Source organism: Pseudomonas sp. BGI-2, from assembly GCF_004310295.1.
Classification (GTDB): Bacteria; Pseudomonadota; Gammaproteobacteria; order Pseudomonadales; family Pseudomonadaceae; genus Aquipseudomonas.
Genome location: NZ_SISB01000008.1, coordinates 109,016 through 134,843 on the forward strand (window position 1 = coordinate 109,016; position 25,828 = coordinate 134,843).

The 25,828-nt window shown below is 60.2% G+C and carries 24 protein-coding genes and 3 pseudogenes; 15 read left to right on the plus strand and 12 right to left on the minus strand.

Going from position 1 to position 25,828, the window contains the following annotated elements; genetic code table 11:
- The first annotated feature begins 217 nt into the window (after positions 1-217).
- The 4 genes and pseudogenes from EYC95_RS07990 to EYC95_RS30525 form a co-directional block, all read left to right on the plus strand.
- Positions 218-718 (plus strand): sigma-70 family RNA polymerase sigma factor, encoded by a 501-nt coding sequence (locus tag EYC95_RS07990; RefSeq protein ID WP_131059869.1) that lies wholly within the window; start codon positions 218-220, stop codon positions 716-718.
- A gap of 40 nt (positions 719-758) precedes the next feature.
- A complete protein-coding gene (locus EYC95_RS07995; protein ID WP_131059870.1) occupies positions 759-1,733 on the plus strand; it encodes a FecR family protein in 975 nt (324 codons plus the stop codon).
- Positions 1,734-1,830: 97 nt separating this feature from the next.
- A partial coding sequence (locus EYC95_RS30520; RefSeq protein WP_256656917.1) for a TonB-dependent receptor occupies positions 1,831-3,185 on the plus strand: 1,355 nt, incomplete at its 3' end.
- Position 3,186: 1 nt separating this feature from the next.
- A pseudogene (locus EYC95_RS30525) lies at positions 3,187-4,254 on the plus strand (TonB-dependent receptor family protein); the annotation flags it as partial.
- 176 nt (positions 4,255-4,430) lie between these two features.
- Here the strand turns inward: EYC95_RS30525 and EYC95_RS08005 are convergent.
- Complete coding sequence (locus EYC95_RS08005) at positions 4,431-5,582, minus strand: MFS transporter (RefSeq protein ID WP_131059872.1); 1,152 nt, start codon at positions 5,580-5,582, stop codon at positions 4,431-4,433.
- A gap of 271 nt (positions 5,583-5,853) precedes the next feature.
- Between EYC95_RS08005 and EYC95_RS08010 the strand changes: the two genes are divergently transcribed.
- Positions 5,854-7,005: an SRPBCC family protein gene (locus tag EYC95_RS08010; RefSeq protein WP_131059873.1), complete on the plus strand. Its 1,152-nt coding sequence runs from the start codon at positions 5,854-5,856 to the stop codon at positions 7,003-7,005.
- Here EYC95_RS08010 and EYC95_RS08015 read toward each other — a convergent pair.
- Positions 6,992-7,372: a hypothetical protein gene (locus EYC95_RS08015; RefSeq protein ID WP_178083826.1), complete on the minus strand. Its 381-nt coding sequence runs from the start codon at positions 7,370-7,372 to the stop codon at positions 6,992-6,994. The two genes, EYC95_RS08010 and EYC95_RS08015, sit on opposite strands and share 14 nt — an antisense overlap.
- Here EYC95_RS08015 and EYC95_RS08020 point away from each other — a divergent pair.
- Positions 7,358-7,828 (plus strand): annotated as a pseudogene (locus EYC95_RS08020) (diaminopimelate epimerase); the annotation flags it as partial. The gene EYC95_RS08015 and the pseudogene EYC95_RS08020 overlap by 15 nt on opposite strands.
- 277 nt (positions 7,829-8,105) lie before the next feature.
- On the opposite strand, the gene EYC95_RS08025 reads toward EYC95_RS08020, so the two are convergent.
- The 6 genes from EYC95_RS08025 to EYC95_RS08050 all read right to left on the minus strand — a co-directional run bounded on the left by EYC95_RS08025 (position 8,106) and on the right by EYC95_RS08050 (position 14,154).
- The gene (locus EYC95_RS08025) at positions 8,106-8,387 is read right to left on the minus strand and encodes a hypothetical protein (RefSeq protein ID WP_131059874.1); all 282 of its coding nucleotides are present in this window, start codon (positions 8,385-8,387) and stop codon (positions 8,106-8,108) included.
- 428 nt (positions 8,388-8,815) lie between these two features.
- A complete protein-coding gene (gene codA, locus EYC95_RS08030; protein ID WP_131059875.1) occupies positions 8,816-10,063 on the minus strand; it encodes a cytosine deaminase in 1,248 nt (415 codons plus the stop codon).
- Positions 10,064-10,076: 13 nt separating this feature from the next.
- A complete protein-coding gene (gene codB, locus EYC95_RS08035) occupies positions 10,077-11,348 on the minus strand; it encodes a cytosine permease (protein WP_131059876.1) in 1,272 nt (423 codons plus the stop codon).
- A gap of 180 nt (positions 11,349-11,528) precedes the next feature.
- Complete coding sequence (locus EYC95_RS08040; protein ID WP_131059877.1) at positions 11,529-12,362, minus strand: alpha/beta fold hydrolase; 834 nt, start codon at positions 12,360-12,362, stop codon at positions 11,529-11,531.
- A gap of 270 nt (positions 12,363-12,632) precedes the next feature.
- Positions 12,633-12,989, minus strand: coding sequence for a 6-carboxytetrahydropterin synthase QueD (queD, locus tag EYC95_RS08045; RefSeq protein WP_008152165.1), 357 nt, complete (start codon positions 12,987-12,989; stop codon positions 12,633-12,635).
- A gap of 85 nt (positions 12,990-13,074) precedes the next feature.
- On the minus strand, positions 13,075-14,154 hold the full coding sequence (locus EYC95_RS08050; RefSeq protein ID WP_131059878.1) for a patatin-like phospholipase family protein: 1,080 nt from the start codon (positions 14,152-14,154) through the stop codon (positions 13,075-13,077).
- A gap of 270 nt (positions 14,155-14,424) precedes the next feature.
- Between EYC95_RS08050 and EYC95_RS08055 the strand changes: the two genes are divergently transcribed.
- From EYC95_RS08055 to EYC95_RS08070, 4 genes are read left to right on the plus strand one after another with little or no spacing between them, the layout of a single operon-like run.
- Positions 14,425-14,733 carry a PepSY domain-containing protein gene (locus EYC95_RS08055; protein WP_131059879.1) on the plus strand — a complete coding sequence of 103 codons (309 nt, stop codon included), beginning with the start codon at positions 14,425-14,427 and terminating at the stop codon, positions 14,731-14,733.
- The gene (locus EYC95_RS08060) at positions 14,733-15,038 is read left to right on the plus strand and encodes a PepSY domain-containing protein (RefSeq protein WP_131059880.1); all 306 of its coding nucleotides are present in this window, start codon (positions 14,733-14,735) and stop codon (positions 15,036-15,038) included. Before EYC95_RS08055 ends, EYC95_RS08060 begins: the two co-directional genes overlap by 1 nt.
- A 3-nt stretch (positions 15,039-15,041) precedes the next feature.
- The gene (locus tag EYC95_RS08065) at positions 15,042-15,710 is read left to right on the plus strand and encodes a response regulator transcription factor (protein ID WP_131059881.1); all 669 of its coding nucleotides are present in this window, start codon (positions 15,042-15,044) and stop codon (positions 15,708-15,710) included.
- A complete protein-coding gene (locus tag EYC95_RS08070) occupies positions 15,707-17,020 on the plus strand; it encodes a sensor histidine kinase (protein ID WP_131059882.1) in 1,314 nt (437 codons plus the stop codon). Before EYC95_RS08065 ends, EYC95_RS08070 begins: the two co-directional genes overlap by 4 nt.
- Before the next feature lie 127 nt (positions 17,021-17,147).
- On the opposite strand, the gene EYC95_RS31000 is transcribed toward EYC95_RS08070, so the two are convergent.
- Together EYC95_RS31000 and EYC95_RS31005 are read right to left on the minus strand one after the other, a co-directional pair.
- Positions 17,148-17,903: a methyl-accepting chemotaxis protein gene (locus EYC95_RS31000; RefSeq protein ID WP_371928410.1), complete on the minus strand. Its 756-nt coding sequence runs from the start codon at positions 17,901-17,903 to the stop codon at positions 17,148-17,150.
- Positions 17,904-18,005: 102 nt separating this feature from the next.
- Positions 18,006-19,295: pseudogene (locus EYC95_RS31005) on the minus strand (HAMP domain-containing protein); the annotation flags it as partial.
- Positions 19,296-19,705: 410 nt separating this feature from the next.
- Here EYC95_RS31005 and EYC95_RS08080 point away from each other — a divergent pair.
- A complete protein-coding gene (locus tag EYC95_RS08080) occupies positions 19,706-21,022 on the plus strand; it encodes a Na+/H+ antiporter family protein (RefSeq protein ID WP_165557439.1) in 1,317 nt (438 codons plus the stop codon).
- 224 nt (positions 21,023-21,246) lie between these two features.
- On the plus strand, positions 21,247-22,929 hold the full coding sequence (locus tag EYC95_RS08085; RefSeq protein WP_131059885.1) for a methyl-accepting chemotaxis protein: 1,683 nt from the start codon (positions 21,247-21,249) through the stop codon (positions 22,927-22,929).
- A 160-nt stretch (positions 22,930-23,089) separates the two neighbouring features.
- Here the strand turns inward: EYC95_RS08085 and EYC95_RS08090 are convergent, their stop codons facing one another.
- Positions 23,090-24,025, minus strand: a complete 936-nt coding sequence (locus EYC95_RS08090) for a LysR family transcriptional regulator (protein ID WP_131059886.1) — start codon at positions 24,023-24,025, stop codon at positions 23,090-23,092.
- Between the two features lie 231 nt (positions 24,026-24,256).
- Here EYC95_RS08090 and EYC95_RS08095 point away from each other — a divergent pair, with 231 nt between their 5' ends.
- From EYC95_RS08095 to EYC95_RS08105, 3 genes are all read left to right on the plus strand, one after another.
- Entirely contained in the window at positions 24,257-24,742 is a 486-nt protein-coding gene (locus tag EYC95_RS08095) for a DMT family transporter (protein ID WP_131059887.1), read from the plus strand.
- Positions 24,742-25,197 carry a DMT family transporter gene (locus EYC95_RS08100; protein WP_131059888.1) on the plus strand — a complete coding sequence of 152 codons (456 nt, stop codon included), beginning with the start codon at positions 24,742-24,744 and terminating at the stop codon, positions 25,195-25,197. The genes EYC95_RS08095 and EYC95_RS08100 overlap by 1 nt, the downstream gene beginning before the upstream one ends.
- A gap of 95 nt (positions 25,198-25,292) precedes the next feature.
- A complete protein-coding gene (locus EYC95_RS08105; protein ID WP_131059889.1) occupies positions 25,293-25,460 on the plus strand; it encodes a metallothionein in 168 nt (55 codons plus the stop codon).
- Between the two features lie 67 nt (positions 25,461-25,527).
- Here EYC95_RS08105 and EYC95_RS08110 read toward each other — a convergent pair whose 3' ends face one another.
- Positions 25,528-25,755, minus strand: coding sequence for a DUF6555 family protein (locus EYC95_RS08110; protein WP_010458578.1), 228 nt, complete (start codon positions 25,753-25,755; stop codon positions 25,528-25,530).
- Between the last annotated feature and the right edge of the window lie 73 nt (positions 25,756-25,828).

Here is a 25,828-nt window from a genome sequence, read left to right on the forward strand (position 1 = left end):
TCCGGTGACACGGCCCGCGATGATTTTCGCGGGCCTTCGGCCGTCTCGCTCGAGACCGGTCATCGTCTTCCCCATCCGCTTTATCGCCCTCAACGTCATACCCGGCTTGATGCTGTTTCCGGTTCCTCTTGAATGCACTCACGTGCCGACGGGAATCAATTGCTTCCCCTTAATAGGAAGCATTACTATTCACGCCCCGTCTCCACAGCACACCGCAATGACCCCCAAGTTGCCCCGCAGACACGGCTTTTTCGAGCATTACGAAGAGTTGGTTGGCACCTGGACCCGTCGCCTGAGAAATCGTCAGCAGGCCGAGGATCTGGCCCACGACACCTTCGTGCGGGTGCTTGAGTCCGATTCGTCGGCGGTGGAGCAACCTCGGGCGTATTTGCACCAGACCGCGCGCAACATCGCGGTGGATGGTTATCGGCGGGAGGACCGGCGGGGCGCCATGGAGTCGGAGGCGGTTGATCACAGTGTGTCGTCGTCCGGCGACCCGGAGCATTTCATGCATGCGATCCAGTTGGCTGATTCCATCGAACGGGCGCTCACCGAACTGCCGGTCAACTGCCGCAAGGTGTTCGTCTGGCAGAAGATCGAAGGCCTGACCCAGGCGGAAATCGCCGAACGCCTGGGACTGTCCAAGAACATGGTGGAAAAGTATATGATCCGCACCTTGCGGCATCTGCGCGACCGCCTCGACGGACTGCACCCATGATCGGCCGCGCCTTCTCACCCCCAGCCAAACAGGAACTTCCATGATGGATACTCGTGATTGTGCGTGCGGGCAAACAACGGTTCGCGACGACGCGGCGCGGTGGTTTGTGCGTTTGCAGGAACCGGCCGTGGACGTCGAAGAGTACCGGCGTTTCGAAGCCTGGCTGGCTGAACATCCTCAGCATCGCGACGAATTTCAACTGCTTCAGGGCCTGTGGTCGGCGGCCGATCTGCTGCCCGCCAAGCGTCTGCAAGCCCTCTGCGAAATCCTGCCGGCCCGTCGCAAACGTCAGCCGCTGGTGCGTTACGCGGTGGCGGCCAGTGTGATGGCCGTGGCGCTCGGGTTGGGGCTGTTCAGCGGCTTGAATCACCCGGCGACGTACACCGCCGAATATTCCACGGCATTGGGCGAGCGTCGCCATGTGGCGTTGCCCGACGGTTCGGTGATCGACCTGAACAGCCGCAGCCGCGTTCAGGTGCATTATGAAAAGGACCGTCGCGGCATCGAGCTGACTGAAGGCGAAGCCATGTTCAGCGTCGAGCACGATGACAGCCGACCGTTCGTGGTCGAGGCGGGCAGCGGCAAGGTGACGGTCACCGGCACACGTTTCGATGTGCGCCGCGACCTGACAGAAACCCGGGTGGCGGTGGAGCAGGGCACGGTGAAGGTTCAGGGCCAGGGGCCTGATGTCATCAGCCTCACCGCCGGCCTCGGCACTCGCGTCGATGCCAAAGGCGTGGTTGCTGCTGCTTACGCGGTCAATCCGGCAGAACTGACCGCGTGGCGCAGCGGTAAACTGGTGTTCAACAACGCCAGCCTCAGCGAGGTCGCCGCAGAAGTCTCGCGCTACCGCGAGAAGCCACTCACGGTCGGCAACGACAAAGTGGGCAATCTGCGCCTGACCAGCGTGTTCAAATCCGACAACACCGACGCACTGCTCAAGGCCTTGCCGAGCATTCTGCCGGTGGCCGTGCGGACCCTCGATGACGGCAGCCAACAAATAATTTCAAAATAGATTCAGGTTTTTTTTGAGTTCTTCGTCTTCTTGTCCAACTGCAACTGGTTTGCATTAACAGCCGCACACTCTTGCGATCTACAGGACAATGTTCGACGTGAAGAAAACCACCGCTAAAAACAACAATTCCCCTTGGTTGCGGCTCGCGCTCGCCTTGGCCGTCAGTGCTGCGTTACCGCAGGCATTCGCCGCCGACGGCATCCATGTTCCCGCGCAGCCGTTGGGTCAGGCCTTGAGTGAGTTGGGGCAGCAGACGTCGCTGCAGGTTTTCTTCAGCCCTGAACTGGTGGCCGGCAAACAGGCGCCAGCCGTCGACGGCGACCTCTCGCCGGAGCAGGCGTTGCGCCAATTGCTGCAAGGCAGCGGCCTGCAATATCAGATCGATGAAGGTTCGGTGACTCTGACGCCCGCGCCGACTTCCGCTACGGCTGGCCCGCTGGAACTGGGCGTGACCGACATCAAAGTCGTTGGCGACTGGCTTGGCGATGCCGACGCGGCGGTGGTGCAGAACCATCCCGGCGCCCGTACGGTGATCCGCCGCGAAGCCATGGTCGAGCAGGGCGCCATGAACGTCGGCGACGTGTTGAAGCGCGTACCTGGCGTGCAAGTCCAGGACGCCAACGGCACCGGCGGCAGCGACATTTCCCTGAACGTCGGCGTGCGCGGCCTGACATCGCGCCTGTCGCCCCGCTCTACGGTGCTGATCGACGGCGTGCCGGCAGCCTTCGCGCCGTACGGCCAGCCACAATTGTCCATGGCGCCGATTTCCTCCGGCAACCTCGACAGCATCGACGTGGTGCGCGGCGCCGGTTCCGTACGTTATGGGCCGCAGAACGTCGGTGGCGTGATCAACTTCGTGACGCGCGCGATCCCGGAAAAAGCTACCGGTGAGATCGGCACCACCCTGGAAACTTCCCAGCACGGCGGCTGGAAGCACATCGACACCGCGTTCCTCGGCGGCACCGCAGACAACGGCATCGGCGTGGCGCTGTTGTACTCGGGCGTGAACGGCAACGGTTACCGCGAGCGCAACAACGGCAATGACATCGACGACGTGATTCTCAAGACTCACTGGGCGCCCACCGATGTCGACGATTTCAGCCTCAACTTTCACTACTACGACGCCAGCGCGGACATGCCTGGCGGCCTGACCCAGAAGCAGTACGACGCCGACCCGTTTCAGTCCGACCGCAACAACGACAACTTCAGCGGGCGCCGCAAGGATGTCTCGTTCAAGTGGACGCGGCAGCTCGACGACCGCACCCAGGCCGAAGTGCTGACTTACTACACCGACAGCTTCCGTGGCAGCAACATCGCCGCTCGCGATCAGAAAACCCTGGGTTCGTTCCCGCGCACTTACTACACCGTCGGCATCGAGCCGCGGGTGTCCCGTGTGTTCGACGTCGGCCCGACCACCCAGGAAGTCAGTGTCGGTTATCGCTACCTCAAGGANGCCATGCACGAACAGGCGAGCCGCCTGGCGCTGGTCAACAACGAGCCGGTGGTGCGTCCGGGTTCGGACGGGCATGTGTACCAGGACCGTACCGGTGGCACTGAAGCCAACTCGGTCTACGTCGACAACAAGATCGATGTCGGTAACTGGACCATCACCCCTGGCATCCGCTTCGAACACCTCAGCACCGACTGGCACGACCGCGCCGTGCTCGACACCGCCGGCAGACGCGTACTGGAGAAGAACCGCAGCATCGAAAGCAACGAGCCGCTGCCGGCCCTGAGCGTGATGTATCACCTGTCGGAAGAGTGGAAGCTGTTCGCCAACTACGAAACATCGTTTGGCAGCCTGCAGTATTTCCAGCTCGGCCAGGGGGGCGCGGGGGACGAACCGGCCAATGGCCTGGAGCCGGAAAAGGCCAAGACCTATGAAGTCGGCACGCGCTACAACAATGAGGTGTGGGGCGGCGAGTTGACGGCGTTCTACATCGACTTCGATAAAGAGTTGCAATACATCAGCAACGACGCAGGCTGGACCAACCTCGGCGCGACCACGCACCAGGGCATCGAGGCATCGGTGCACTACAACATGGCGGCACTGGACCCGCGACTCGACGGCCTGACCGCCAACGCCGGGTTCACTTACACCCGCGCCGTGTATGAAGGTGAAATTCCAGGCTTCAAGGGCCGTGACCTGCCGTTCTACTCGCGCCAGGTAGCGACCGCCGGCCTGCGTTACGACATCAACCGCTGGACCTACAACCTCGACGCCTTCGCCCAGTCCAAGCAGCACTCACCAGGCGTTGCAGTGAACGCCGACGGCAGCTTCACCAACAACTACATCACCGAAGGCAGCGCCGATGGTCAGTACGGCGACATTCCGGGTTACGTGACCTGGAACGTGCGTGGTGGTTACGACTTCGGCGCGCAGCTGTCGAACCTGAAAGTCGGCGCCGGGGTGAAAAACATCTTTGACAAGCAGTACTTCACCCGCTCCAGCGACAACAACTCGGGGATGTACGTGGGTGCGCCGCGCACGTTCTTTGTGCAGGCCAGCGTCGGGTTCTGATAGACCGAGGTGACTTCATTCGCGAGCAAGCCCGCTCCCACAGGTTCAGTGGCGTTCATGGATTTTGTGTTCGACACGGACACTGTGGGAGCGGGCTTGCTCGCGAAGGCGGCTTCACAGTCGACAAAGCTGTTGTGTGACACACCGCTTCGCAATCCGACTTGCCCGCGAAGCTTTTAAACCCTCAACACTTTCCCGCCAATGGCCACCGCCACCAGCAGCACTGCCATCAACCCAAACGCAAAACTCAAACTGCTGCCATGGGCGATGAAACCGATCACTGCCGGGCCAGCGAGAATCCCTGCGTAACCCAAGGTGGTAATGGCCGGCACCGCAATATGCTCAGGCATGACCGTCTGTTTACCGACCGCGGTATACAGCACCGGCACAATATTCGAGCAACCCGCACCCAGTAACGCATACCCGACCAGCGCAGCCTCCCAGGCCGGCGCAAACGTCGCCAACGCCAGACCCGCCGCCGCCGTCAGGCCGCCGAACACCATCACTCGAGTCGCCCCCAGACGCCGGACAATCCTGTCTCCAGTCAGCCGCCCGGCGGTCATGGTCAGCGCAAACGCCGCGTAACCCAGGCCCGCGTACGCTGTGTCGATCCCGCGTTCCTGCACCAGGAACACCGCGCTCCAGTCGAGCGCCGCGCCTTCGGCGAGGAATACGATGAAACACATGCCGCCGATAAACAGCACGATGCCATGGGGCACCGCAAACGCAGGTCCCGAGCTTTCGCTGCCGTAAGGCAACAGGTGCGGCGCCGCTTTGAGCAAGGCCAGCACCAGCACGACAATCACCACCGCCATCGCCCCGAGCGGCGAAAGACCCAGGCCGAGCAGGGCGCTGACACCCGCTGCGCCGACAATCCCGCCGAGGCTGAACATCCCGTGAAACCCCGACATCATGTTCTTGCCGCTGGCGCGTTCGACGATCACCGCTTGCAGGTTCACCGTCGAATCCACCGTGCCCAGGCCTGCGCCGAACATGAACAGCGTGGCGATCAATGCCGGTATCGACGACACCGTTGCCAATAACGGCAACGCCGCGCAAATCAATAACGTTCCTCCGGTTGCCACTCGACGGCACCCGAAACGGGTCGCCAAGTGGCCAGCCATCGGCATCGCCAGAATCGAGCCCACCCCCAGGCACAGCAGCAACAGCCCGAGCGTTCCTTCGTCGAGCCCGGCCCGCGCCTTGGCATACGGCACCAGCGGCGCCCACGCGGCGATGCCCAGACCAGCGATGAAAAAGGCGATGCGGGTGGACATCTGTTCCAGGCGTCCGGGAACAAATGTGGCTTGGGTATTGAGGTTGGTCATATCGATCCTTGGCAAAAAACGTCGCGTACCCAAGGGACAGTGACTTACCCATGGGGTTCGGTCAGCGTCCGCGCAGGTTTGCGGTCAGGCAGGGCGACATCGTTGCACAGCCGGCGCCTGTGTCGCGAGTGCAAGTGCTTCCATTGATCGGTCGGTTTACGGAGGAACCTGTAAATTCTGACAGTTTACAGCACCTTTTTTTGCGCCTAGAACGAAGCCAGCTGTTCGCGATACATCAATGACTTGGTGATCAGGACAGACTGGAGGCGATATGGATCATCCCACTCAGGTTTTACTCTTGAAATCTCTGCTCACAATGATTGAGCAGCGACAGACCAGCATGGCCGATGCCATTTACTTGAACCCTGTCGAGTCATATACCAGCCTCGTTCAGCTGCAACGGGAACAACGGCATCTGTTTGACTTGCGACCCTTGATGATCGGGCTTGGCTCGCAACTGGTTTGCCCGGGTGACTACCTGACCGACGATTTAAGCGGTGTGCCGGTTCTGGTCGTGCGCGACAACGAGGGATCATTGAACGCTTTCATCAATGTTTGCCGACATCGTGGTGCGAGGCTGCTGATCGGATCGGGAAACATCGCGGGTGCGATGACCTGTCCGTATCACGGCTGGGCCTATGGTCTGGATGGGCGGTTGCAACGGCTGAATCCACCCGGCAGTTTTGAGGGGTTGAGTTGCGCCGAACGCAATCTGACTCGCCTGAGTGTTCTGGAACAGCATGGGTTGATCTGGGTACACCCGATGCCGGGCGGGCAGATCAATGAAGCCGAAGTACTCGAACCGTTGGCCAATGAGGTTAGGGATTTCGGCTTCCAGCATTACTCGCACTACGAAACGAGGCGTTTACGCAGGCACTTTAACTGGAAAGTAGTGATCGATACGTTTCTGGAGAACTGGCATTTTTCAACCCTGCATCGGCAAACGGTGCTGCCGATTTTTATACCCAATACCAGTCATTTCGAAGGACTCGGAGCGAATTTACGGCTGATCATGCCGCGTCGCTCCATTGTCGAGTTGTTCGGTCAACCCGAAGAGCAATGGGACCTGCTCCGGTATTCGGCAATTATCTACCTGCTGTTCCCCAATACGCTTCTGGTTTGGCAGGGCGATCATCTGGAGGTGTGGCGGATATTTCCCGCAGGCCCGGGATGCGTCGATCAATGCTTTATCGAAGTGTCGCTGCATGTTCCAACAGCACCAACGTCGTCAAAAGAGAAAGATCATTGGGACAAGAACATGACCCTTCTTATGAAGACCGTCGATGGCGAGGACTTTCAAATGGCCAGACATCTACAGAAAGGTTATGCCTCCAGCGCGCAACGCTACCTGACATTCGGCAGAAATGAGCCGGCCCTGCGCTATTTTCATTGTGCGATTCAGACGGCAATCAACGGGCAGTAAAGCGTGTCACTGCGATGACCTGCGTCCCTTCCACCAAGATGTGCAAAAGCGCCGCCGGACGGGCATGCTCCCCGTCGAAACATTCAACAATGACGGTGTTGGCCGCTGTCGCCTGAACCGACAAGCGATGTGCATGGCGCAGCAGGCGTTTGATCACGGCACTCAGGGACGTGGGAGGTTTGCCCTTGCGGACTTGCTCGCAAAACGCGAGCGCCACCTCACGCGGTGGAGGTGCGGGAGGTGAGACAATTGCGGCTTCGTCAAACAGTCGATTGAACTGATCGGCCGTGGCCACGGCCCTCGGGAAACCGACGAAGGCTGAAGCCTGCAGTACTATCCCGGTGATCTCTCCCGGCGCGTCAGCCATGTGCAGCCGTTGTCGGCGCTTGATCCTGCCTGGAACCGCAGCCAGTTTGTGCGCATCGGTAATCCGCATTGCGTGACGTTGCTGGCAAATGCCAACGCGTTGCCAAGTAATGAGCAGATGCGTGAACCGCCATTGGCCCATGGCTTGATGCGCATTGCCTACGCCGCACCGGCCGGGGCTGGGCAACCGTGTGCGGCGGGGGTGAATTTGCAATGGGCGATGCTTGAGTCCGAGGGGCGAGTCGTGGCGCGGGTGTTTGAGCGTGGAGAAGGGCCGACGGCGTCGTCGGGCACCAGCGCCAGTGCAGTGGCGTGTGCCGCGTGGCGGGTGGGTTGGGTGATGGCGGGAGAGGTGAAAGTGGTGATGCCGGGCGGCACGGCGCCGATTTTGTTGGAGGCATTGGAGGGGGAATTGATTCGGGTCAGGCTGTTTGGTATGGCGCGGTTGATGGGTTGAATTGAAGATTGCCTTCGCGAGCAAGCCCGCTCCCAGAGGGATCGGTGTCGGGCACAAATCCCTGTGGGAGTTGACTTGTTTTTCGAAGGTCATAATGCCGAGCATGCTCAAAAAACTTGCAAAATACTTTCAATATATTTGCGTTGCAGACCCTGCAAAATTTTTTACCTATCCTAAAAGTACGAAAAGGCACAAGACTAAGATTTTGAATCTTATGCCTCTTGCACTTTTTAACTTAACTATCTTAAATAGGTTGAGATCTAAATTGAGAGTAGATTTAGAGTTTTCCTCTGAAGAGGCCTCCAAGTGCTTCACGTGGTTCGGTTGTTTCAGGTTTTTTAATGGAAAATATAGCTGAATAATATAATACTTCACTTTCCTGCCGCCCCTCCAGCCCCCTCCCTGTTGGGCGCTCTACAGTTACAGATGTTGTGTCGAAGCTAAGGAGTTTTTCTATGCGATTAGTATGGGCCGGGAAGCCGTCAAACCCACCCCAGATTTCTACTTTATTTCCTATACCAATTTTATTGAGTTCTTCCTGCGCTTTGCTGCTGTCCATGATCAAAATCCCAATTTCATTAATGAAACCAAACTCTAGTCGCTCTCCAAACTTGCTTCACCTGTAATAACTGACAGTTTTTTAGAACGGTTTAATACATCTATATCGTAAGTTCAGCTATTGGCAGTTGTAGCCGATGAAATGCCAAATTTTGTGTTAACTGAATCGTTTAGGGTCGCAACGAGCTTGATCACTTTTTCCTTAAGCTTTCGCCTGTCAAATGAAATGCCGAGAGCCGCGATGTGCTGGACGTCTATTGCTCGACGTATGGATGCGGAATAGTTCTGACTTGGGATTGGGCGCCTTTCTGGGCTTCTTCATTTGTAGTAGCTGCCGAACGCAAGCCGGCTCCCACAGGGGGCTGTCGTTCACAGATCCTTGTGGGAGCGAGCTTGCTCGCGATAGGGCCATCAGATTCAACGAAAATCTCAGCTCAAATCACCACTGAATTCCACCACCGGCATCGTCCGCTTCATCAGTACCTTGCCATCGCGAACCGAATACAACGGCAACCCCTGACTGCGGATCACCTCGTAGTCACTGTCCGCCGACAGGATCAGTAAATTTGCCGGCCGTCCGGCCTCCAGCCCATAACGGTCCCCAAGGTTCATGGCCTTGGCGCTGTTGTCGGTGACCAGGTCCAGCGCACTTTGCAGGTTGCGGTAACCGAGCATGTGGCAGATGTGCAGACCGGCTTCCAGCACCCGCAAAATGTTGCCATTGCCCAGCGGATACCACGGGTCAACGATCGAGTCCTGGCCGAAACACACGTTCATGCCTGCTTCCAGCAACTCATTCACCCGGGTCACGCCCCGGCGTTTCGGGAAGTTGTCGAAGCGCCCTTGCAGGTGAATGCTTTCGGTGGGGCAGGAGACAAAACTGATGCCTGAATGCCCGAGCAGGCGGAAGAGTTTGGCGCAGTAGGCGTTGTCATAAGAACCCATGGCCGTGGTGTGGCTGGCGGTCACCCGTGAACCCATGTCGCGGCTGCGGGCTTCTTCGGCCAGCACTTCCAGAAAGCGTGAATGCGGGTCGTCGGTTTCGTCGCAATGCACGTCCACCAGGCAGCCAGTGCGCTCGGCCAGGTCCATCAGAAACTTCACCGAGCTGACGCCCTGATCGCGGGTGTATTCGAAGTGTGGAATACCGCCGACCACATCGGCGCCCATGCTGATCGCTTCTTCCATCAGTTCCCGTCCGTTGCGATAGGACTCGATGCCTTCCTGCGGGAACGCGACGATTTGCATGTCGATCAGGTGGCGGCTTTCCTCGCGCACTTCGAGCATCGCCTTGAGCGCGGTCAGTTGCGGGTCGGTGACGTCGACGTGGGTGCGCACATGCTGGATGCCGTGGGCGGCGAGGGTCTGGATGGTTTTCTTGGCGCGGGTCTTGGTGTCTTCCTCGGTGATGGTCACCTTGCGTTCGCCCCAACACTCGATGCCTTCGAACAGCGTGCCGCTCATGTTCCAGCGCGGTTCGCCGGCGGTGAGGGTCGCGTCGAGGTGAATGTGTGGTTCGACAAAGGGTGGCACCACCAGGTTGCCGCCGGCGTCGAGGTCGTCGGGGCCCAGGGTCGGGGCTTCGGTCTGACGGGCGATGGTGCGGATCAGGCCGTTTTCCAGGTGCAACTCATGCAGGCCTTCTTGGTTGCGCAGGCGGGCGTTGATGATGTGCATCAGGCGAATCCTTTTATAGATCTTGTAATGGAGCTTCAGCAGCACGGGCACCCAGTACGCTGGTCAGTAACACATACGTTAGCGCGGCAGCGGCAATCCCTACCAGTGGCGCGATCCAGGGCGAGCTGAACGCGGCGACGGTGCCGACGGCATAGGCGGTCAAACCGGGCCAGTTGAACGCCGGCAATCGAGCATCGGCCAGACGAGGATATTGACCACGATAGCGGAAGAAAAAATCCGCCATGATGACCCCACCTATCGGCGGTATGACCGTGCCCAACAGGATCAGATAAGGCACCAGCATGTCGTACATGCCCAGCAGTGCGAGCAATGTGCCGATCACCGCGCCGGCCAGGGTCACGGTTTTGCGACGACCGGTGCGCAGCAGGTTGCAGCCGGCGACGGCGAAGTTGTAGATGGTGTTGTCCTGGGTGCTCCAGATGTTGAGCAGCAACATGGCCATCGCGGCCATGGCGAAACCTTGCAACAGCAGTACTTCGACCACGTCCGGTTGCTGGTAGACGATGGCCCCGTAGGCACCGATCAACACCATCAAGCCGTTGCCGATAAAAAAGCCGATCAGGCTCGCCAGCACTGCGACTCGGGCGGAGCGGGAGAAGCGCGTCCAGTTGGTCGCCTGGGTGGCGCCGCTGACGAAGGTGCCGAACACCAAGGTAATCGCGGTCGACCAATCCAGCGTTCCCGTCGGGACCACCGCCAGCAACCCATCGAGCCCGCCGACCTTTACCGTGGCGACCCACATCGACAGCATCAGCAGCAACATCATCGCCGGCACCGCGATGTACGAGAGGATTTCCAGCCCGCGATAACCGACATACGCGGTAGCGCAAAAGGCCAGGCCGAACAACACCATCAGGCCCAGAACGGCACCCTCACTCAGTTCGAAATACTTGCCCAGCACCACGGCGGCCGTGGCCGTGCCCCAGGCGTACCAGCCGATCTGGGTGAAGCCTAGGATCAAGTCGCTGAGCTTGCTGCCGACCTCACCGAAGCAAAAACGCCCCATCAATACCGAATTCAGGCCGCTTTTGAAGGCGATGTAACCCAGGCCAGCGGCGTAGATCCCCAGCAACAGATTGCCGACGATGATCACTGCCATCATCTCGCCAAAACTGAACGCTACGCCGAGCTTGCCGCCAGCGAACATCGTGGCGGTGAAGAAGGTGAAACCCAGCAGCACCATGGCCGTGGAGGCGAGGCCCTTGCGGGCATGCATCGGCACTTCGCTTAGGGGGTAATCGTTGCCCGGATCGTTTTGCGTCATGTGGCGTTCCTTGCTGAATGGGGGACGCGGGAGGGGGTGCAGTGGTCGTGCCAAGCGGGAATGGCTTAGTTATGTATAGACGAGCGCGGGCGTTAGGAGGGTGGTCGGCACGAAAACAGTGCATCTGCAGGAACATGGAATCCATGTAGGAGCGACCTGTGGCGAGGGGATTTGGTTTCTTCAGGGGGATTGGATTAACGGCAAAAACTTCAGCAACGCAGCGACGATAGCCTCCGGCGCATCCTCCTGAACCAGATGTCCGGCATTGGGAATGGGGTGAAACTGCGACCCCGCAATCATCTGATGCAGCGCCCGTCCACGCTCGATGGGAATCCACTGATCGTCCTCGCCCCACAGAATCTGCACCGGGCAACGTACCGTCGGGTACAGCCCTTCGGCCTCACGGGTATAACGCTCATCCATTTGCGCAATCTGCCGATAGAACGCCGCTTGCCCGGGATCGCCCAGCCACGGTTGCACATACGGGTCGAGTTCTTCATCGGGGATGTCACGCTTGATCGCCCCGCGAATATAGGCCGGCACGATCGCCCGCTGAATGTAATCGGGCAGTCCGCTGAACGCCGCTTCGTGCTGGCGCACATGCTGCACGAACGGCGAACCCCATGGCGTCAGCGCCACCGGATCAATCAGCGTCAGGCTGCGGTAATCCTTGCCGTTCAGCAGGTGCGCGCGCAGTGCGGTGGCGCCGCCGAAGTCGTGAGCCACCATGTCCGGCCGCTCCAGGCCCCAGTGATCGAGCAAGTTCGCCAACAGGTCGTTCTGCACGCCCAGCGATACGTCGCCGGCGATTTTATCGGATTGCCCATACCCCAGCAGGTCGAAGTAATGCACCCGGTGTGTGGTGATGAAGTGCGCAGCGATGCGGTGCCACACGTAAGAGGAAAATGGCGTGCCGTGCACAAACACCAACGGCGGGCCGTCGCCCCGTACGGCGTAGCGAACGGAGTGTCCGTTGAAGCGATAGGTCTGAGCCAGCGGCCAGTCAGCGTTCATGGGGATGTCCTCCTGGCGTGTTCGAGCCAAAAAGCATAGGCATAAAAAATAGCCAATGAAGGCTGTTTTCTGTATCACTGACGAAACGCATCCTCCCAGTGGGAGCGAGCCTTTGTGGCGAGGGGATTTATCCCCGTTGGACTGCGCAGCAGTCCCAGAAATTTTGGGGCCGCTGCGCGACCCAACGGGGATAAATCCCCTCGCCACAAAATCCCCTCACCACAAAAAGCCCGCTCCCACAAAGGGATCTGTGTTGTCTTTTAGAGCGGCTTATTCGCCGTGATAGATGCAGCCGCTGGTGCACGTCTCGTGGATACGGATCGCGCTCAGCTCCGGCAGCAGGGGCTTCAATTCCTTCCAGATAAACTTGGCCAGCACTTCGCTGGTCGGGTTTTCCAGGCCAGGAATGTCGTTCAGGTAGTTGTGGTCCAGGCGCTCGTAGAGCGGCTTGAAGATCGCCTTGATTTCCGAGAAGTCGCGGATCCAGCCGGTGTGCGGGTCGAGGTCGCCGCTTAAGTGAATCGCCACTTTGAACGAGTGACCGTGCAGGCGGCCGCACTTGTGGCCTTCCGGTACGTGAGGCAGGCGGTGGGCGGATTCGAACGTAAACTCTTTGAAGATTTCCACAGTGATTTTCAGCTCTGTCAGGTGGCGATCGCCGCGGCGATGTGGGCAGGCGGCGAGTTTACCAGAGCGCTGGGCAAAACACTGACTAAAGGGTCAGCAAGCGCTCGCCAAAGCGACCATTGGCAGCCAGTTCGAGGAACTCGTCACCCAGGCGACGGCTTTCGTCCATCGTCGTGCGCCAGTATTTCTGCCGGCTCGGGGCATCGCCCATGAATCGCTTGAAGTCGTTACGGTCCGGGAGTTTGCCGTAGGGCAGGCGCGCCAGGTACTCCTTCGACGGCGCCAGCAGCAGAACGTCCTGCAACCGCGCAGGGCAGGCGCGGCGCCACGGCAGGGTCTTGTCGAACCAGCCGGGAATCACCCGGTCGGTGAAGTGCGGATACAGCACGATGTCGTTGCCGCTGTAGGGCAGGTCGAGGTGATAGTCGAGCAGGCCGCCATCGCGGAACGTCCCCGCGCCTGCGCCCGGCAGATCCCGCACGCCTTCCATCACCATCGGGATCGAGCCCGAGGCGAGCAGGGCCTGACGCAGGTTGCCGGCATTCAGCGCGACGAAGCGCGACGGGAAATCGTTGAGTGCATTGACCGGCGGGGCCTGGCGCGGGTCGTGGATGATCAGCCGTTCGAAGTGCCGCGACAGTCGCGCCCGGCCGCGCAGGTTGTCGGCGATCACCGACGACAGGCCCAGCCCGAGGCGGCCGCGATGATCGTCCGCGAGCAGGCCGTGGCTTTTGACCACCATGATGTTCAGGCGGTAATGGGCGTTGTCCAGAATCGACGCATCGTGACCGTCCAGCAGTTCATCGAGCATGCGCCGGGAGCTCTGGCTGATCTGCGCCATGGTCACGCCCTTGGCGAAATTCTGCTCGGTGTACAGACGACCCAGGCGACGGATGCCTTCGGCAGCATCCGGCAGACAGGCGCTGGCGAAGCGCCAGGAGCCCACCGAGGCTCCGATCAGCGAGCGCTCGCGAGGCGCGGCCGGCAGCCACTCGCCAAACAACGCCAGGTCCAGACCTTGAATCCCCAGGGCTTTTGGCCCCCCGGCGGCACCCGGCAGCGTGCCGACATCGGCGGCGTTCAAACCGTTTGCACGGATGCGCGCCAAGGCACGAGGGCCGGCCTTGAGGGTCAGGGAAGGGAACTTGATGTGGATGGCGGTCATACCGGTCTCGATGTCTGGCAAGCGGGCGGATTATAAACAGGTGTGGGTGATGCAAAACCTTTTTGCTGAATGCAAAACCTGTAGGAGCCAGGCTTGCCGGCGAAGGCAATTTCAAGGATGCCTTCGCCGGCAAGCCTGGCTCCTACAGGGTTTTGTGCAGGTCTGTGATATTGAGGTGCCACTCCTGATGATGGCAATTCAGTTTCAGTTAAGTTCAGCTCGCTAAGGTGCCCTCCGTAGGCAACACATAAAAAAATACGGAGACACCCCATGAAAACCCTGACGGCCCTGTTCACCGCGTCCATCATCGCCATGACCGCCAGCCTGGCCCACGCCCGTGACCTGGGTCCAGATGAAGCCCTGCGGCTGCGCGACGCTGGTACCATTGTGTCTTTCGAGAAGCTCAACGCCACCGCTCTGGCCAAACACCCCGGTTCTACTATCAGCGGGACCGAGCTGGAAGAAGAGTACGGCAAGTACATCTACCAGGTTGAGCTGCGCGACCCACAAGGCATCGAGTGGGATCTGGAATTAGACGCTGTCAGCGGGCAGGTTCTCAAGGATCATCAGGATACGTAATGAAGGTGTTTTCATTTTCACGCATGGCGCTGCTGCTTCTGGCGTTCTGCTCGGTCGTCATGGCCCGCGACCTCGATCAGGATGAAGCCCTGCGCTTGCGTCAGCAGGGCGTGATTCTGCCGCTGGAGCAGCTCCTGCAAAAGGCGCTGGACCTGTATCCCGGGTCCAAATTGCTGGAGGCCGAGCTTGAAGAAAAACATGACGTCTACATTTATGAAGTCGAGTTGCTGACCACCGAAGGCGTGGTCCGTGAACTGGACCTCGACGCCGCCACTGGCCAGTTACTGAAAGACAAGGAAGATTGATCGATGCGTTTGCTTCTGGTGGAAGACCACGTGCCGCTGGCCGACGAATTGATGGCCGGCCTCAACCGGCAAGGATATGCCGTAGACTGGCTGGCCGATGGCCGCGACGCGGTGTATCAGGGCAGCAGCGAGCCGTATGACCTGATCATCCTCGACCTCGGCCTGCCGGGGTTGCCGGGGCTTGAGGTGCTGGCGCAATGGCGGGCTGGTGGTTTGGCAACACCCGTGCTGATCCTCACGGCACGTGGTTCCTGGGCCGAGCGCATCGAAGGCCTCAAGGCCGGCGCCGACGATTACCTGACCAAACCGTTCCACCCCGAAGAGCTGCACCTGCGGGTTCAGGCGTTGTTGCGTCGCTCCCACGGTCAGGCCAACCAGCCGACGCTCAAGGCGGCGGGGCTGCACCTGGATGAGGGTCGTCAGTGCGTGACCCGCGACGGCGCCGATATCCAGCTGACCGCCGCTGAATTCCGCCTGCTGCGCTATTTCATGCTGCACCCCGAGCAGATCCTTTCCAAAAGCCACCTCGCCGAACACCTCTACGACGGTGAAACCGAGCGCGACTCCAACGTGCTCGAAGTTCACGTCAACCACCTGCGGCGCAAGCTTGGGCGCACAGTGATCGAAACCCGTCGCGGCCAGGGTTACCTGTTCGGCGGGCAAGCGCAGTGAGGTCGATTCAGCGCCGCTTGAGCCTGGGGCTGATCAGCGTAATGGTGGTCGTCGGCCTGGTGCTGGCGCAAACCAGCCTGTGGTTGTTCGAAATGGGGCTGCAACGCTACCTCGAAGACGGTTTGCGCAACGACAGCGAAAACCTGCTGGTGGCATTGGTGCGCGGGCCGCAGGGGCTGCAACTGGATGAACGGCACCTGTCACCGGCCTATCAACGGCCGTTTTCCGGGCATTATTTCCGTATTGATTTTGCCGATAAACATTGGCGCTCCCGCTCGTTGTGGGATCAGGAACTGCCGCCACTCGACCATCCCGGCTTGCACAGCAACCTGCAACTCGGTCCGGAAGGCCAGCAATTGCTGGTGCTGCGTTCGGATTATCGGCGGCTCGGGCAGTCGATTTCGATCAGCGTGGCGCAGGACTACACGCCGGTGCGCGAAAGCTTCCGGCGCATGCAACAGCTCGGTCTGGGCCTCGGGCTGGCGGGGCTGCTGCTGATTCTGCTGCTGCAACGCATCACCGTGCGCCGCGCCTTGCGTCCACTGGAAAAGGCCCGTGAGCAAATCGCTCAGTTGCAGCAGGGCCAGCGCTCGCAACTCGATGACCAGGTGCCGGTGGAGCTGGAGCCGCTGGTGGCGCAGATCAACCATTTACTCGCGCACACCGAAGACAGCCTAAAGCGTTCGCGCAATGCCTTGGGCAACCTCGGGCATGCGCTGAAAACGCCGTTGGCGGTGTTGTTGAGCGTGGCTTCAAGCGAGAAGCTCGACGCTCATCCCGAACTGCGCAAGCTCCTCAAGGCGCAACTGGAACAGGTCCAGCAGCGACTCAATCGCGAACTCAATCGCGCCCGATTGTCCGGCGATGCGCTGCCGGGGGCGTTGTTTGATTGCGATGCCGAATTGCCGGGGCTGCTGGCGACGTTGAACATGATTCACGGCGAACACCTGAACCTGAGCTATCGCGCACCGACCGGTTTGCAGCTGCCGTGGGATCGCGAGGACTTGCTCGAACTGTTGGGCAATCTCCTGGATAACGCCTGCAAATGGGCGGATGCCGAGGTTCGTTTGAGCGTGGTCGAGACGGCTGAAGGGTTTGAGTTGAGCGTGGAAGATGATGGGCCGGGTATTCCGGAGGCGCAGCGCGATCAAGTGCTTGACCGGGGAACACGGCTGGATGAACAGACGGATGGGCATGGGTTGGGGCTGGGGATTGTGCGCGACATCGTCGACACGTGGGGCGGGGTGATGAGGTTGGAAGAGAGCGAGTGGGGCGGCCTGAAGGTTGTCATTCAGTTACCCAAACGCTGAGTACCCTGTGGGAGCGGGCTTGCTCGCGAATACGGTGGGTCAGGTAACAGAGATGTAGACTGACACACCGCTTTCGCGAGCAAGCCCGCTCCCACATTTGGATCTTCAGTGGATGTTCAATCCCGGGTCAAACACGGAACTGATCCATCAAACTCTGCTGCTGATTCGCCAGGCTATTCAACGACTGACTCACCCGCGCCGACTCATTCGCCTGCCCTGACAGCGACTCCGTCACATCCCGAATCGTCGCTACGTTGCTGTTGATCTCCTCGGCCACCGCGCTCTGCTCTTCAGCTGCGGACGCAATCTGCAGGTTCATGTCGCTGATCACCGTCACCGCCTCGCCAATCTGGCGCAGCGCCGTCACCGCTTGGCCAACCTGCTCGACACTACCTTGAGCCTGGCGATGGCTGTTGTTCATCGAACCGACCACCTCCTGTGTCCCGCTCTGCAACTGCTCGATTACCAGACGGGTTTCTTCCACCGATTCCTGCGTGCGTCGCGCCAGATTGCGCACCTCATCGGCGACCACCGCAAAGCCACGTCCGGCCTCACCGGCGCGGGCCGCTTCGATCGCGGCGTTGAGTGCCAGCAGGTTGGTCTGCTCGGCGATGGCGCGAATCACTTCCAGCACCGAACCGATCTTCTCGCTGTTGGCCGCCAGGCCTTCCACTTGCACCATGGCCGCGCTCATGTCGGCGGCGAGGTTGTCGATGCTGGTGGTGGTCTGGTCGATGACGGTCAGGCCCCGGCGAGTCGCTTGATCGGCATCCTTCGCGGCCTGGGCGGCTTGCGCCGCACTGCGGGCGACGTCCTGAGCGGTGGCGCTCATTTCGTGGGACGCGGTGGCGACCTGATCGACCTGACGGTATTGCTGCTCCATGCCGGCGCTGGTCTGCGTGGCAATGGCGGAGGATTGGTCCGCCGTGCTGCGGGCGTCCTGCACTGAGCGTTTCACTTCGGCGATGATCGGTTGCAGCTTGTCGAGGAAACGGTTGAACCAGCCGGCCAACTGGCCCAGTTCGTCCTGCTTGTCGTAAGCCAGGCGCCGGGTCAAGTCGCCTTCGCCGCTGGCGATGTCTTCGAGCATGTGCGCCACGCCGAGGATCGGTTTGGTCACGCTGCGCGCCATCAGCCACACCAGCAGCAAGCCGATCAATGCCGCCAACACGCCGAGGCCGAGTTCAACCAGGGTGCCGGACCGGTTGCTGTCATCGAGTTGGTTTTTCAGGGCTTCGGCAGGGCCGACCAGGACTTTTTCCGGCACGTCGAGCAACACGCCCCAGGATTTTCCCCCAGGAATCGGCTGGAACGGTGACAGCACTTTCAGTTGCTGATTGCTGTGCAGGCTTTCGGTTTTGCTGCTGGCCGCGAGCATGCGAATCAGCTCGGCACCGTTGGTCTTGTCCACGGCGTCCAGGCGCTGGCTGAGTTTGTTGGCATCCCGGCTGTAACCGGCCAGCAAGCCGACCGGGCTGATGATGCTGACGCTGGTCTGGCCGTCATAGAGCTTTTTGCTCGCCCCCTGACTCATGGCCTGCAGGCTGTTGAGGTTGATGTCTACCGACAGAGAGGCGATGACTTTGCCGTTGACCATCAGCGGGAACACGATGCTGGTCATCAGCACGTTCTGGCCATCGATCACATAGAAGTACGGTTCGATCACGCACGGCTTGAGTGTGGTGCGCGGGCAGGTGAACCAGGCGTTGGCCGGCTCGCCGCTGGGGCCGGCGTTGGTGTCGGCCATGTCGCTTTCCGGCAGCGCCATGGAGGTCACTTTACCAGGCACAGGTTGCGACCAGTACAGGGCAAAACGGCCCTTGTCGTTGCTGCCCAGCTCGGCCTGACCGGCGAACAGATCGTCCTTGCCGTCCAGCGCGTTGGCTTCGAACACCAGCGACAGGCCGAGCAATTCCGGGTTGGCTTGCAGCACCGACTTGACCTGACGGGTCAGGTCTTCGCGCAGGTCGAAGGCATCCAGAAAGCGCTTTTCCGCCTGCTCGCGCAGGAACAGCACCTGACGCGAAAAGCCGTGGCCATATTGATAGGCGTCCATGAACTGCTGGCGAATCACCAGCGCCTGGTTTTCACCCTGGGATTCGATCCGGGCCTGAGCGGCTTCGGTCAGCATCTCCATGCTCGAGGCTTTCACCATCTCGGAGCTGTGCTCCATGCGATACAGCGAAAGACCCACCAGCAGGGTCACAATGCCCGCCAGGCACAGCCCGGCCAGCAGGGTAATTTTCCATTGGATGGAAAGTTGTCTGAGCGACATGGAGAGACGTCCTTATTCGATATTTATCTGAGACTTTGCACTGTAACGGCTGCGAATTGGCTTTCTTTATGGCGGTTCCTGAATTATGAACTCCGTTGATCGGCTGCCTTTGTGGCGAGGGGATTTATCCCCGTTCGGCTGCGAAGCAGTCGCCAAACCTGACAACTCGGTGTGGCTGACGGAATGCAGGGGGCCGCTTCGCGACCCAACGGGGCGGTGCGACGTTTCGCTAAATCCCCTCGCCACAGGGATCTGATGGTCCGTCAAGAATCGGTTGGCCCATGCGCTTTGACACCGGGCCAACTCTGCGGCACAGTGCGCGCCCTCTAATAAAACCCAATCTCCACTCCGCTGGCGGCTCTTCGCAGACTGCCGGCTGAGCTCATTTCGCTTGCCTTGAGGTAACGATGATTAATGCTGTAATTGCCGCGGTCGGCGTCATGCTGGTCCTCAGCCTGTCCCGCGTGCACGTAGTGATCGCGCTGATTGTCGGCGCCCTGGTCGGCGGTTTGACCGGTGGCCTGGGCATCGACGCCACCCTTAAAGCCTTCAACAGCGGCCTCGGTGGCGGTGCGACGGTCGCATTGTCTTACGCCTTGCTCGGCGCGTTCGCCGTGGCGATTGCCAAGTCCGGCCTGGCCCATGCCCTGGCGGACAAAGCCCTGCTGATGGTTGATCGCCAACACGCCAGCGGTGGCCGTCAGGTCAAGTGGCTGCTGATCGGTTTGCTCTGGGTGGTGGCCATCGCTTCGCAGAACATCCTGCCGATACATATCGCCTTTATTCCGCTGTTGGTGCCGCCGCTTTTATATGTGCTGACCAAACTGCAACTGGATCGCCGCTTGATCGCCTGCGTCATGACGTTCGGTCTGATCACGCCGTACATGTTCCTGCCGGTGGGCTTCGGCAACATATTCCTGAATGAAATCCTGCTGGCCAACGTTGCCCGCAGCGGCGTGGATATCAGTGGCATCAACGTCACCCATGCCATGGGCATTCCGGCACTGGGCATGGTCGTCGGCCTCGCGGCGGCATTTATCAGCTACCGCAAGAAACGCGTCTACGACCTGGACAAAATCGAAAAAGTCGAGCAAGTCGCGGTGGAGTACAACCCGCTGAGCCTGATGGTCGCCGGTGTGGCCATCGCGGCGGCGTTCATCATTCAGCTGTTGCTGGACTCGATGATCATTGGCGCGCTGGCGGGTTTCCTGATCTTCTCGGTGTCGGGCATTGTGAAGTGGCGCGACACCGACGACCTGTTCACCGAAGGCATGAAGATGATGGCGATGATCGGCTTCATCATGATCGCCGCCTCGGGTTTCGCCGAAGTGATGAAAGCCACCGGTCAGGTGCAAACGCTGGTGGAAGCGTCGGCGTCGTGGATCGGCCACAGCAAAGGTATCGGCGCGCTGTTGATGTTGCTGGTCGGCCTGCTGGTGACCATGGGCATCGGCTCGTCGTTTTCCACCGTGCCGATCCTGGCGGCGATTTTCGTGCCGTTGTGCGTTCAGCTGGGTTTCAGCCCGATCGCAATCGTGTGCATCGTCGGCACGGCTGGCGCCCTGGGTGACGCCGGTTCGCCGGCCTCGGATTCGACGCTGGGGCCGACCTCCGGCCTGAACATCGACGGCCAGCATCACCACATCTGGGACACCGTGGTCCCGACCTTCCTGCACTACAACCTGCCGCTGCTGGCGTTCGGCTGGGTCGCGGCGATGGTCCTGTAACCCCCTATCCCCTGTGGGAGCGACCTGTGGCGAGGGGATTTATCCCCGTTGGGTCGCGAAGCGGCCCCAAAAATGGGGACTGCTTCGCAGCCCAACGGGATAAATCCCCTCACCACAAAGGCCCGCTCCCACAGGGGGATTGTAGTGCCCCAGGATTCAACTTTTGATCCGGCGTGCCGTTAAAGCCATTAACCACGCCAACAAAATCAAAAGAGTGAACCGTCATGCGCATGAGCCTGAAGGCTAAAGTCCTGTCCCTTGCCGTCCTCCCGGTGTTGCTCTTTGCGCTGGTCATCAGCCTGACCACGCTGTTCATTCTGCAGGAGCAGGCCCGCAAGGAAGTCGAGGAAACCCGCCAGCGCCTGCTCAGTGATGCCAAGGCCACCCTGCAAAGTTACGTCGCCGTGGCTATGACCACGATCAAACCGCTCTACGAAGCGGCCGCCCCTGGCGATGACGCGGCGCGGGCGCAGGTGATCAAGCTGCTGTCGAGCATCACCTACGGCAAGGACGGCTACTTCTTCGGCTACGACTCCAACACCGTGCGCCTGTTCAAGGCCAACAGCCCGGAAGGCGTGGGCCAAAGCTTCAAGGACAACCGTGACCCGAACGGCGTCTACGTCAACCGCGACCTGGTCAAAGTCGCCAAAGACGGCACTCACTACCTGCAATACAGCTCGCCACTGCCCGGCAACACCCAAGTGCTGGTGCCAAAACTGGGCTACACCGAATACTTGTCGAAGTGGGACATGGCGGTCGGTACGTCGGTGAACCTCGACGGTATCGAAGCGCAAGTCGCGCTGGTCGAGGCCAAGGTGCAGGAGCGGATGGAAGGCGTGGTGCTGACCATCGCCGGCCTCGCGGTGGTCATGTTGCTGGTGATCGCGGCGGTCGGGCAGTTGCTGGCCAATACCATTCTGCGTCCGCTGAATCTGATGAAAGCCAACCTCGATGACATCGCGGCGGGCGAGGGCGACCTGACCCGTCGTCTGACCATCACCAGCCAGGACGAACTCGGTGAACTGGCCGGCTCGTTCAACCGCTTTGTCGACAAGATCCACAGCCTGGTGCGTCAAATCACTGAAATGACCTCGCAACTGACCGGCCTGGTGAATCAGGTTTCCGATCAGGCCCAGCGCTCGGATCAGGCCATGGAGCGTCAGCGTCACGAGACCGATCAGGTTGCCACGGCGATCAACGAAATGTCGGCGGCGGCCCAGGAAGTGGCGAAAAGCGCACAAAATGCAGCAGTCGCTGCCCAGCAAACCGACGAAGAAGGCCAGGCCGCCAAGCGTGTGGTGGCCGGCAGCATCGTGAAGATTCATGCGTTGGTGGACGACATTCGCAGCAGCGGCGTGTCCCTCGACAGCCTGCAAAAAGACGTGTCGTCGATTGTCAGCGTGCTGGGGGTGATCCGTTCGATTGCCGAACAGACGAACCTGTTGGCGCTGAACGCCGCCATTGAAGCCGCGCGCGCCGGTGAAGCGGGTCGCGGTTTTGCGGTGGTGGCTGACGAGGTGCGGGCGCTGGCCAGTCGCACGCAGATCAGTACTCAGGAAATCCAGGGCATGATCGACCGCTTGCAGGCCGGGACCCAATCGGCGGTGGAAGCGATGCGTCGTTCCAGCGAGGCGGGCGATGGCACGTCGGCCCAGGCCAATGAGGCCGGTGCATCGCTGGACACCATGGCCCAGTTGATCGGCACCATCAACTCGATGAACGCGCAAATCGCCAGCGCGGCGGAAGAGCAGACTGCCGTGGCCGAAGAGATCAACCGCAGCGTGCATCAGATTGCCGTGGCGGTGGACAACGTCGCCGACGAAACCCAACTCGGCGCCCAAACCTCACGCAGCCTCGCCGACCTCGGTCAGCGCCTGGGCAAACTGGTCGGACAGTTCCGTATCTGATGGTCATCGACTAACTGTAGGAGCCAGGCTTGCCGGCGAAGGCGTTCTTGAGGCCGCCTTCGCCGGCAAGCCTGGCTCCTACAGGAAGCAATTCGTATACAACTTCGCGGTCTGACCATCGCTTTCGCGAGCAGGTTCGCTCCCACAGGGGTATGTGTTGTCAGGGTCTGTCCCAGTAAGGCACCGTGCCAAAGCATTCGACGAAGAAATCAATCACCGTCCGCACCTTCACCGACAACCGTCGGCTACCCGGCCACAGCACCGCAATCTGTTGCGGCTCAAGGCTGTTGGACACCTGATAGTCGCCAAGCACCGGCACCAGCGTGCCGTTGCGCACCGCCTCACCAATCAGCCACGACGGAAACATCACCAGCCCCAGGCCTTGTTCGGCCGCTTGAGTGAGTGTGTCGGCGTGGTTGCCGGTGATCGGCCCTTTAACTGAACAGGGCGTCCAGTCTTGCTGGTCCTTGCGGAAAAACCAGCGCTGCTGCCCGGCCACGCCTTTGTAGGCCAGGCATTGATGCGCCGCCAACTCTTTGGGATGTTGCGGTGTGCCATGGCGTTTGAGGTAGGCCGGGCTGGCGGCGACTTGAAACCGGTGCGGCGCCAGGATCCGCGCCTGCATGCTCGAATCGTGCAGCGGGCCGATGCGAAACAGCAAGTCGGCGCCTTCCTGCAACGGGTCGACGTAGCTGTCGGTTTGCTGGATATCCAGTTGCAGTTTCGGATAGCGCTCGCACAACTGCCCAAGCCACGGCGTCAGATGACGTTGCCCGAAGACCACCGGCGCGTTGATCCGCACCAGCCCGCTGGGTTCGCTTTGCTGTTCCTGCAAGGCCTGTTCGGCTTCCTCCAATTGCACCAGCACCCGCCGCGCGTGATGGCCGAGCATGCGTCCCGCTTCGGTGGGCGTGACGGCGCGGGTGTGGCGGTAGAGCAATTGCTGGTTCAGGGCCTGTTCCATCAACTGGATTTGCCGGGAAATCGAAGAGGGCGCCAAGCCTTCGCGGCGGGCGACTTCGGAAAAACTGCCATGGTCGAGCACCGCGACAAACAGCCGAAGTGCCTTGAATCCCAGTTCGTTGAGGCCGTGCATGATCCATCCTGCTGTGCGAGTTGCGCAAAAGTGTTGTCCGGATGCTCCCATTTATCGCAAAGGATCGCCAGCCGATAATGCGCGCCACCACCGTCCCCTGTAGGAGCGAAGCTTGCTCGCGAAGGCGTCGTATCAGGCGCTGAAGATGTCGCCTGATACGACGCCTTCGCGAGCAAGCTTCGCTCCTACAGGAGGGCGTGATTCTCATCAGATGACTGGCAGGTTTTCCTTATGCAATCTTCTTCAATCGACATCGCTGCAGCGCCAGCGACCAAACCGGGGCTGCGGCTGTTGCTGCTGCCACTGGTGATTCTCGCCGGCATGGGCCTTTCGGTGGAGGCCGGTTTGCTCGGGCCGCTCGGGGTTCAGGTCGGGCATTTGTGGGCGACGTTGAGCATCTTCGGCGTCGGCTCGGCGATTCTGTTTTTGCTGCTGTTGTTCAGCGGCAGGCAACAAGGTCCGGCGTTGAACACGCTGCCGCGCTGGCAATTGATCGGCGGTTTCCTCGGGCCGATCTACGTGGTGGTGCTGACCCTGGCCACGCCGCACATCGGGATCGCGATGACGATGATCGCGATCCTCTCCGGGCAGGTCGGCAAAAGCGTGTTGATCGACCACTTCGGCTGGTTCGGCGCTACTCGCAAAAAGGTCAACGGAGAGCGTTGGCTGGCGTTGCTGCTGATTGTCGCGGCACTTGTTCTGATCGCTCGGGGTTGATGATGAATCTGATTATTTTGTTGGCCGCGGTGGTGGCTGCCGGCGCGGTGTTGAGTGTCCAGGCGGCGATCAATGGGCGTCTGGGGGAAACCGTCGGCGTGTTGCGCAGCAGTTTGCTGACCTTTGCGGTGGGCGCGGTGGTCACCGGGTTGTTGATCCTGTTTTTCGAACCGGCCTATGCCGTGAGCCTGCTGGATGTGCCGAAATGGCAGCTCAGCGGCGCCTTGTTTGGCGTGGTCTACATGATGGTCATGGTCGGCGCGGTGCCGCGGGTCGGCACGGCGGTGGCGACCGTGGCAGTGATCGTCGGGCAGTTGGGGATGGGGATGTTGATCGACAACTTCGGCTGGCTGGGTAACCCGGCCATCGAGTTGTCGAGCAGCCGGATGCTGGCGATGGTGTGCCTGGCGCTGGCGTTGCTGTTCATGTATCGCAGCAGCACCCGAAGCGACTGACGAGTCCCTGTAACAGCTGCTACAAGGGCTCCTACACTGGTGAGTGAGGTGCGAATTTTGTCGCACGCGACGACCACACCAATGGAGTCAGGCTCATGATCGACAGTGAAAGTAAATGCGACTGCCCCAAATGCTCCTGCAAACTGGGCGAACATCCGATAGCGCGTCACAGCAAGCACTATTGCTGCGAAGCGTGCGCCAAGCACCACGAACATGGCGAAGAGTGTGCGACCAAGGGCTGCAAGTGCGCCCATACCAAATAGCTCATCAACATAAAGTGGAGCCACTCGGGCTCCACTTTTAATGTCTGGTTTTTCGCCCCTTAGATCCTTATCCCGCCGGCCGCCAGGTCACGTTTTCGATGCCGAATTTCTCCGCCAGCGGCTTGCTGGTTTTTTGCACCTTCTCTCGGCCAAAGCGGGGGATTCGTCCGACCCCCGCGTCACAACTGGCCCAGTGCCAAGCCTCCGCGTTGTCCATTTTGTCCAGGCGGATAATGAAAGACTTTGGCGCGCCATGAAGGGTGTATTCAATGACGAAAAGTTTTGCGTTGTTCATAAAGCCCGTATTCCTCCCTGTGGTAATACAAGGATCGTCGCGGTTACGGAAAATTCATTCGGATTGTCAGACG

Bases quoted from the DNA above. Each gene is read 5' to 3' on its own strand.
- EYC95_RS07990 (WP_131059869.1), top strand. From the start codon at position 218: ATGACCCCCAAGTTGCCCCGCAGACACGGCTTTTTCGAGCATTACGAA.
- EYC95_RS07995 (WP_131059870.1), top strand. From the start codon at position 759: ATGATGGATACTCGTGATTGTGCGTGCGGGCAAACAACGGTTCGCGAC.
- EYC95_RS08005 (WP_131059872.1), bottom strand. From the start codon at position 5,582: ATGACCAACCTCAATACCCAAGCCACATTTGTTCCCGGACGCCTGGAA.
- EYC95_RS08010 (WP_131059873.1), top strand. From the start codon at position 5,854: ATGGATCATCCCACTCAGGTTTTACTCTTGAAATCTCTGCTCACAATG.
- EYC95_RS08015 (WP_178083826.1), bottom strand. From the start codon at position 7,372: ATGGCTGACGCGCCGGGAGAGATCACCGGGATAGTACTGCAGGCTTCA.
- EYC95_RS08025 (WP_131059874.1), bottom strand. From the start codon at position 8,387: ATGGACAGCAGCAAAGCGCAGGAAGAACTCAATAAAATTGGTATAGGA.
- codA (WP_131059875.1), bottom strand. From the start codon at position 10,063: ATGCACATCATCAACGCCCGCCTGCGCAACCAAGAAGGCCTGCATGAG.
- codB (WP_131059876.1), bottom strand. From the start codon at position 11,348: ATGACGCAAAACGATCCGGGCAACGATTACCCCCTAAGCGAAGTGCCG.
- EYC95_RS08040 (WP_131059877.1), bottom strand. From the start codon at position 12,362: ATGAACGCTGACTGGCCGCTGGCTCAGACCTATCGCTTCAACGGACAC.
- EYC95_RS08050 (WP_131059878.1), bottom strand. From the start codon at position 14,154: ATGACCGCCATCCACATCAAGTTCCCTTCCCTGACCCTCAAGGCCGGC.
- EYC95_RS08055 (WP_131059879.1), top strand. From the start codon at position 14,425: ATGAAAACCCTGACGGCCCTGTTCACCGCGTCCATCATCGCCATGACC.
- EYC95_RS08060 (WP_131059880.1), top strand. From the start codon at position 14,733: ATGAAGGTGTTTTCATTTTCACGCATGGCGCTGCTGCTTCTGGCGTTC.
- EYC95_RS08065 (WP_131059881.1), top strand. From the start codon at position 15,042: ATGCGTTTGCTTCTGGTGGAAGACCACGTGCCGCTGGCCGACGAATTG.
- EYC95_RS31000 (WP_371928410.1), bottom strand. From the start codon at position 17,903: ATGGAGCAGCAATACCGTCAGGTCGATCAGGTCGCCACCGCGTCCCAC.
- EYC95_RS08085 (WP_131059885.1), top strand. From the start codon at position 21,247: ATGCGCATGAGCCTGAAGGCTAAAGTCCTGTCCCTTGCCGTCCTCCCG.
- EYC95_RS08090 (WP_131059886.1), bottom strand. From the start codon at position 24,025: ATGCACGGCCTCAACGAACTGGGATTCAAGGCACTTCGGCTGTTTGTC.
- EYC95_RS08095 (WP_131059887.1), top strand. From the start codon at position 24,257: ATGCAATCTTCTTCAATCGACATCGCTGCAGCGCCAGCGACCAAACCG.
- EYC95_RS08100 (WP_131059888.1), top strand. From the start codon at position 24,742: ATGATGAATCTGATTATTTTGTTGGCCGCGGTGGTGGCTGCCGGCGCG.
- EYC95_RS08105 (WP_131059889.1), top strand. From the start codon at position 25,293: ATGATCGACAGTGAAAGTAAATGCGACTGCCCCAAATGCTCCTGCAAA.
- EYC95_RS08110 (WP_010458578.1), bottom strand. From the start codon at position 25,755: ATGAACAACGCAAAACTTTTCGTCATTGAATACACCCTTCATGGCGCG.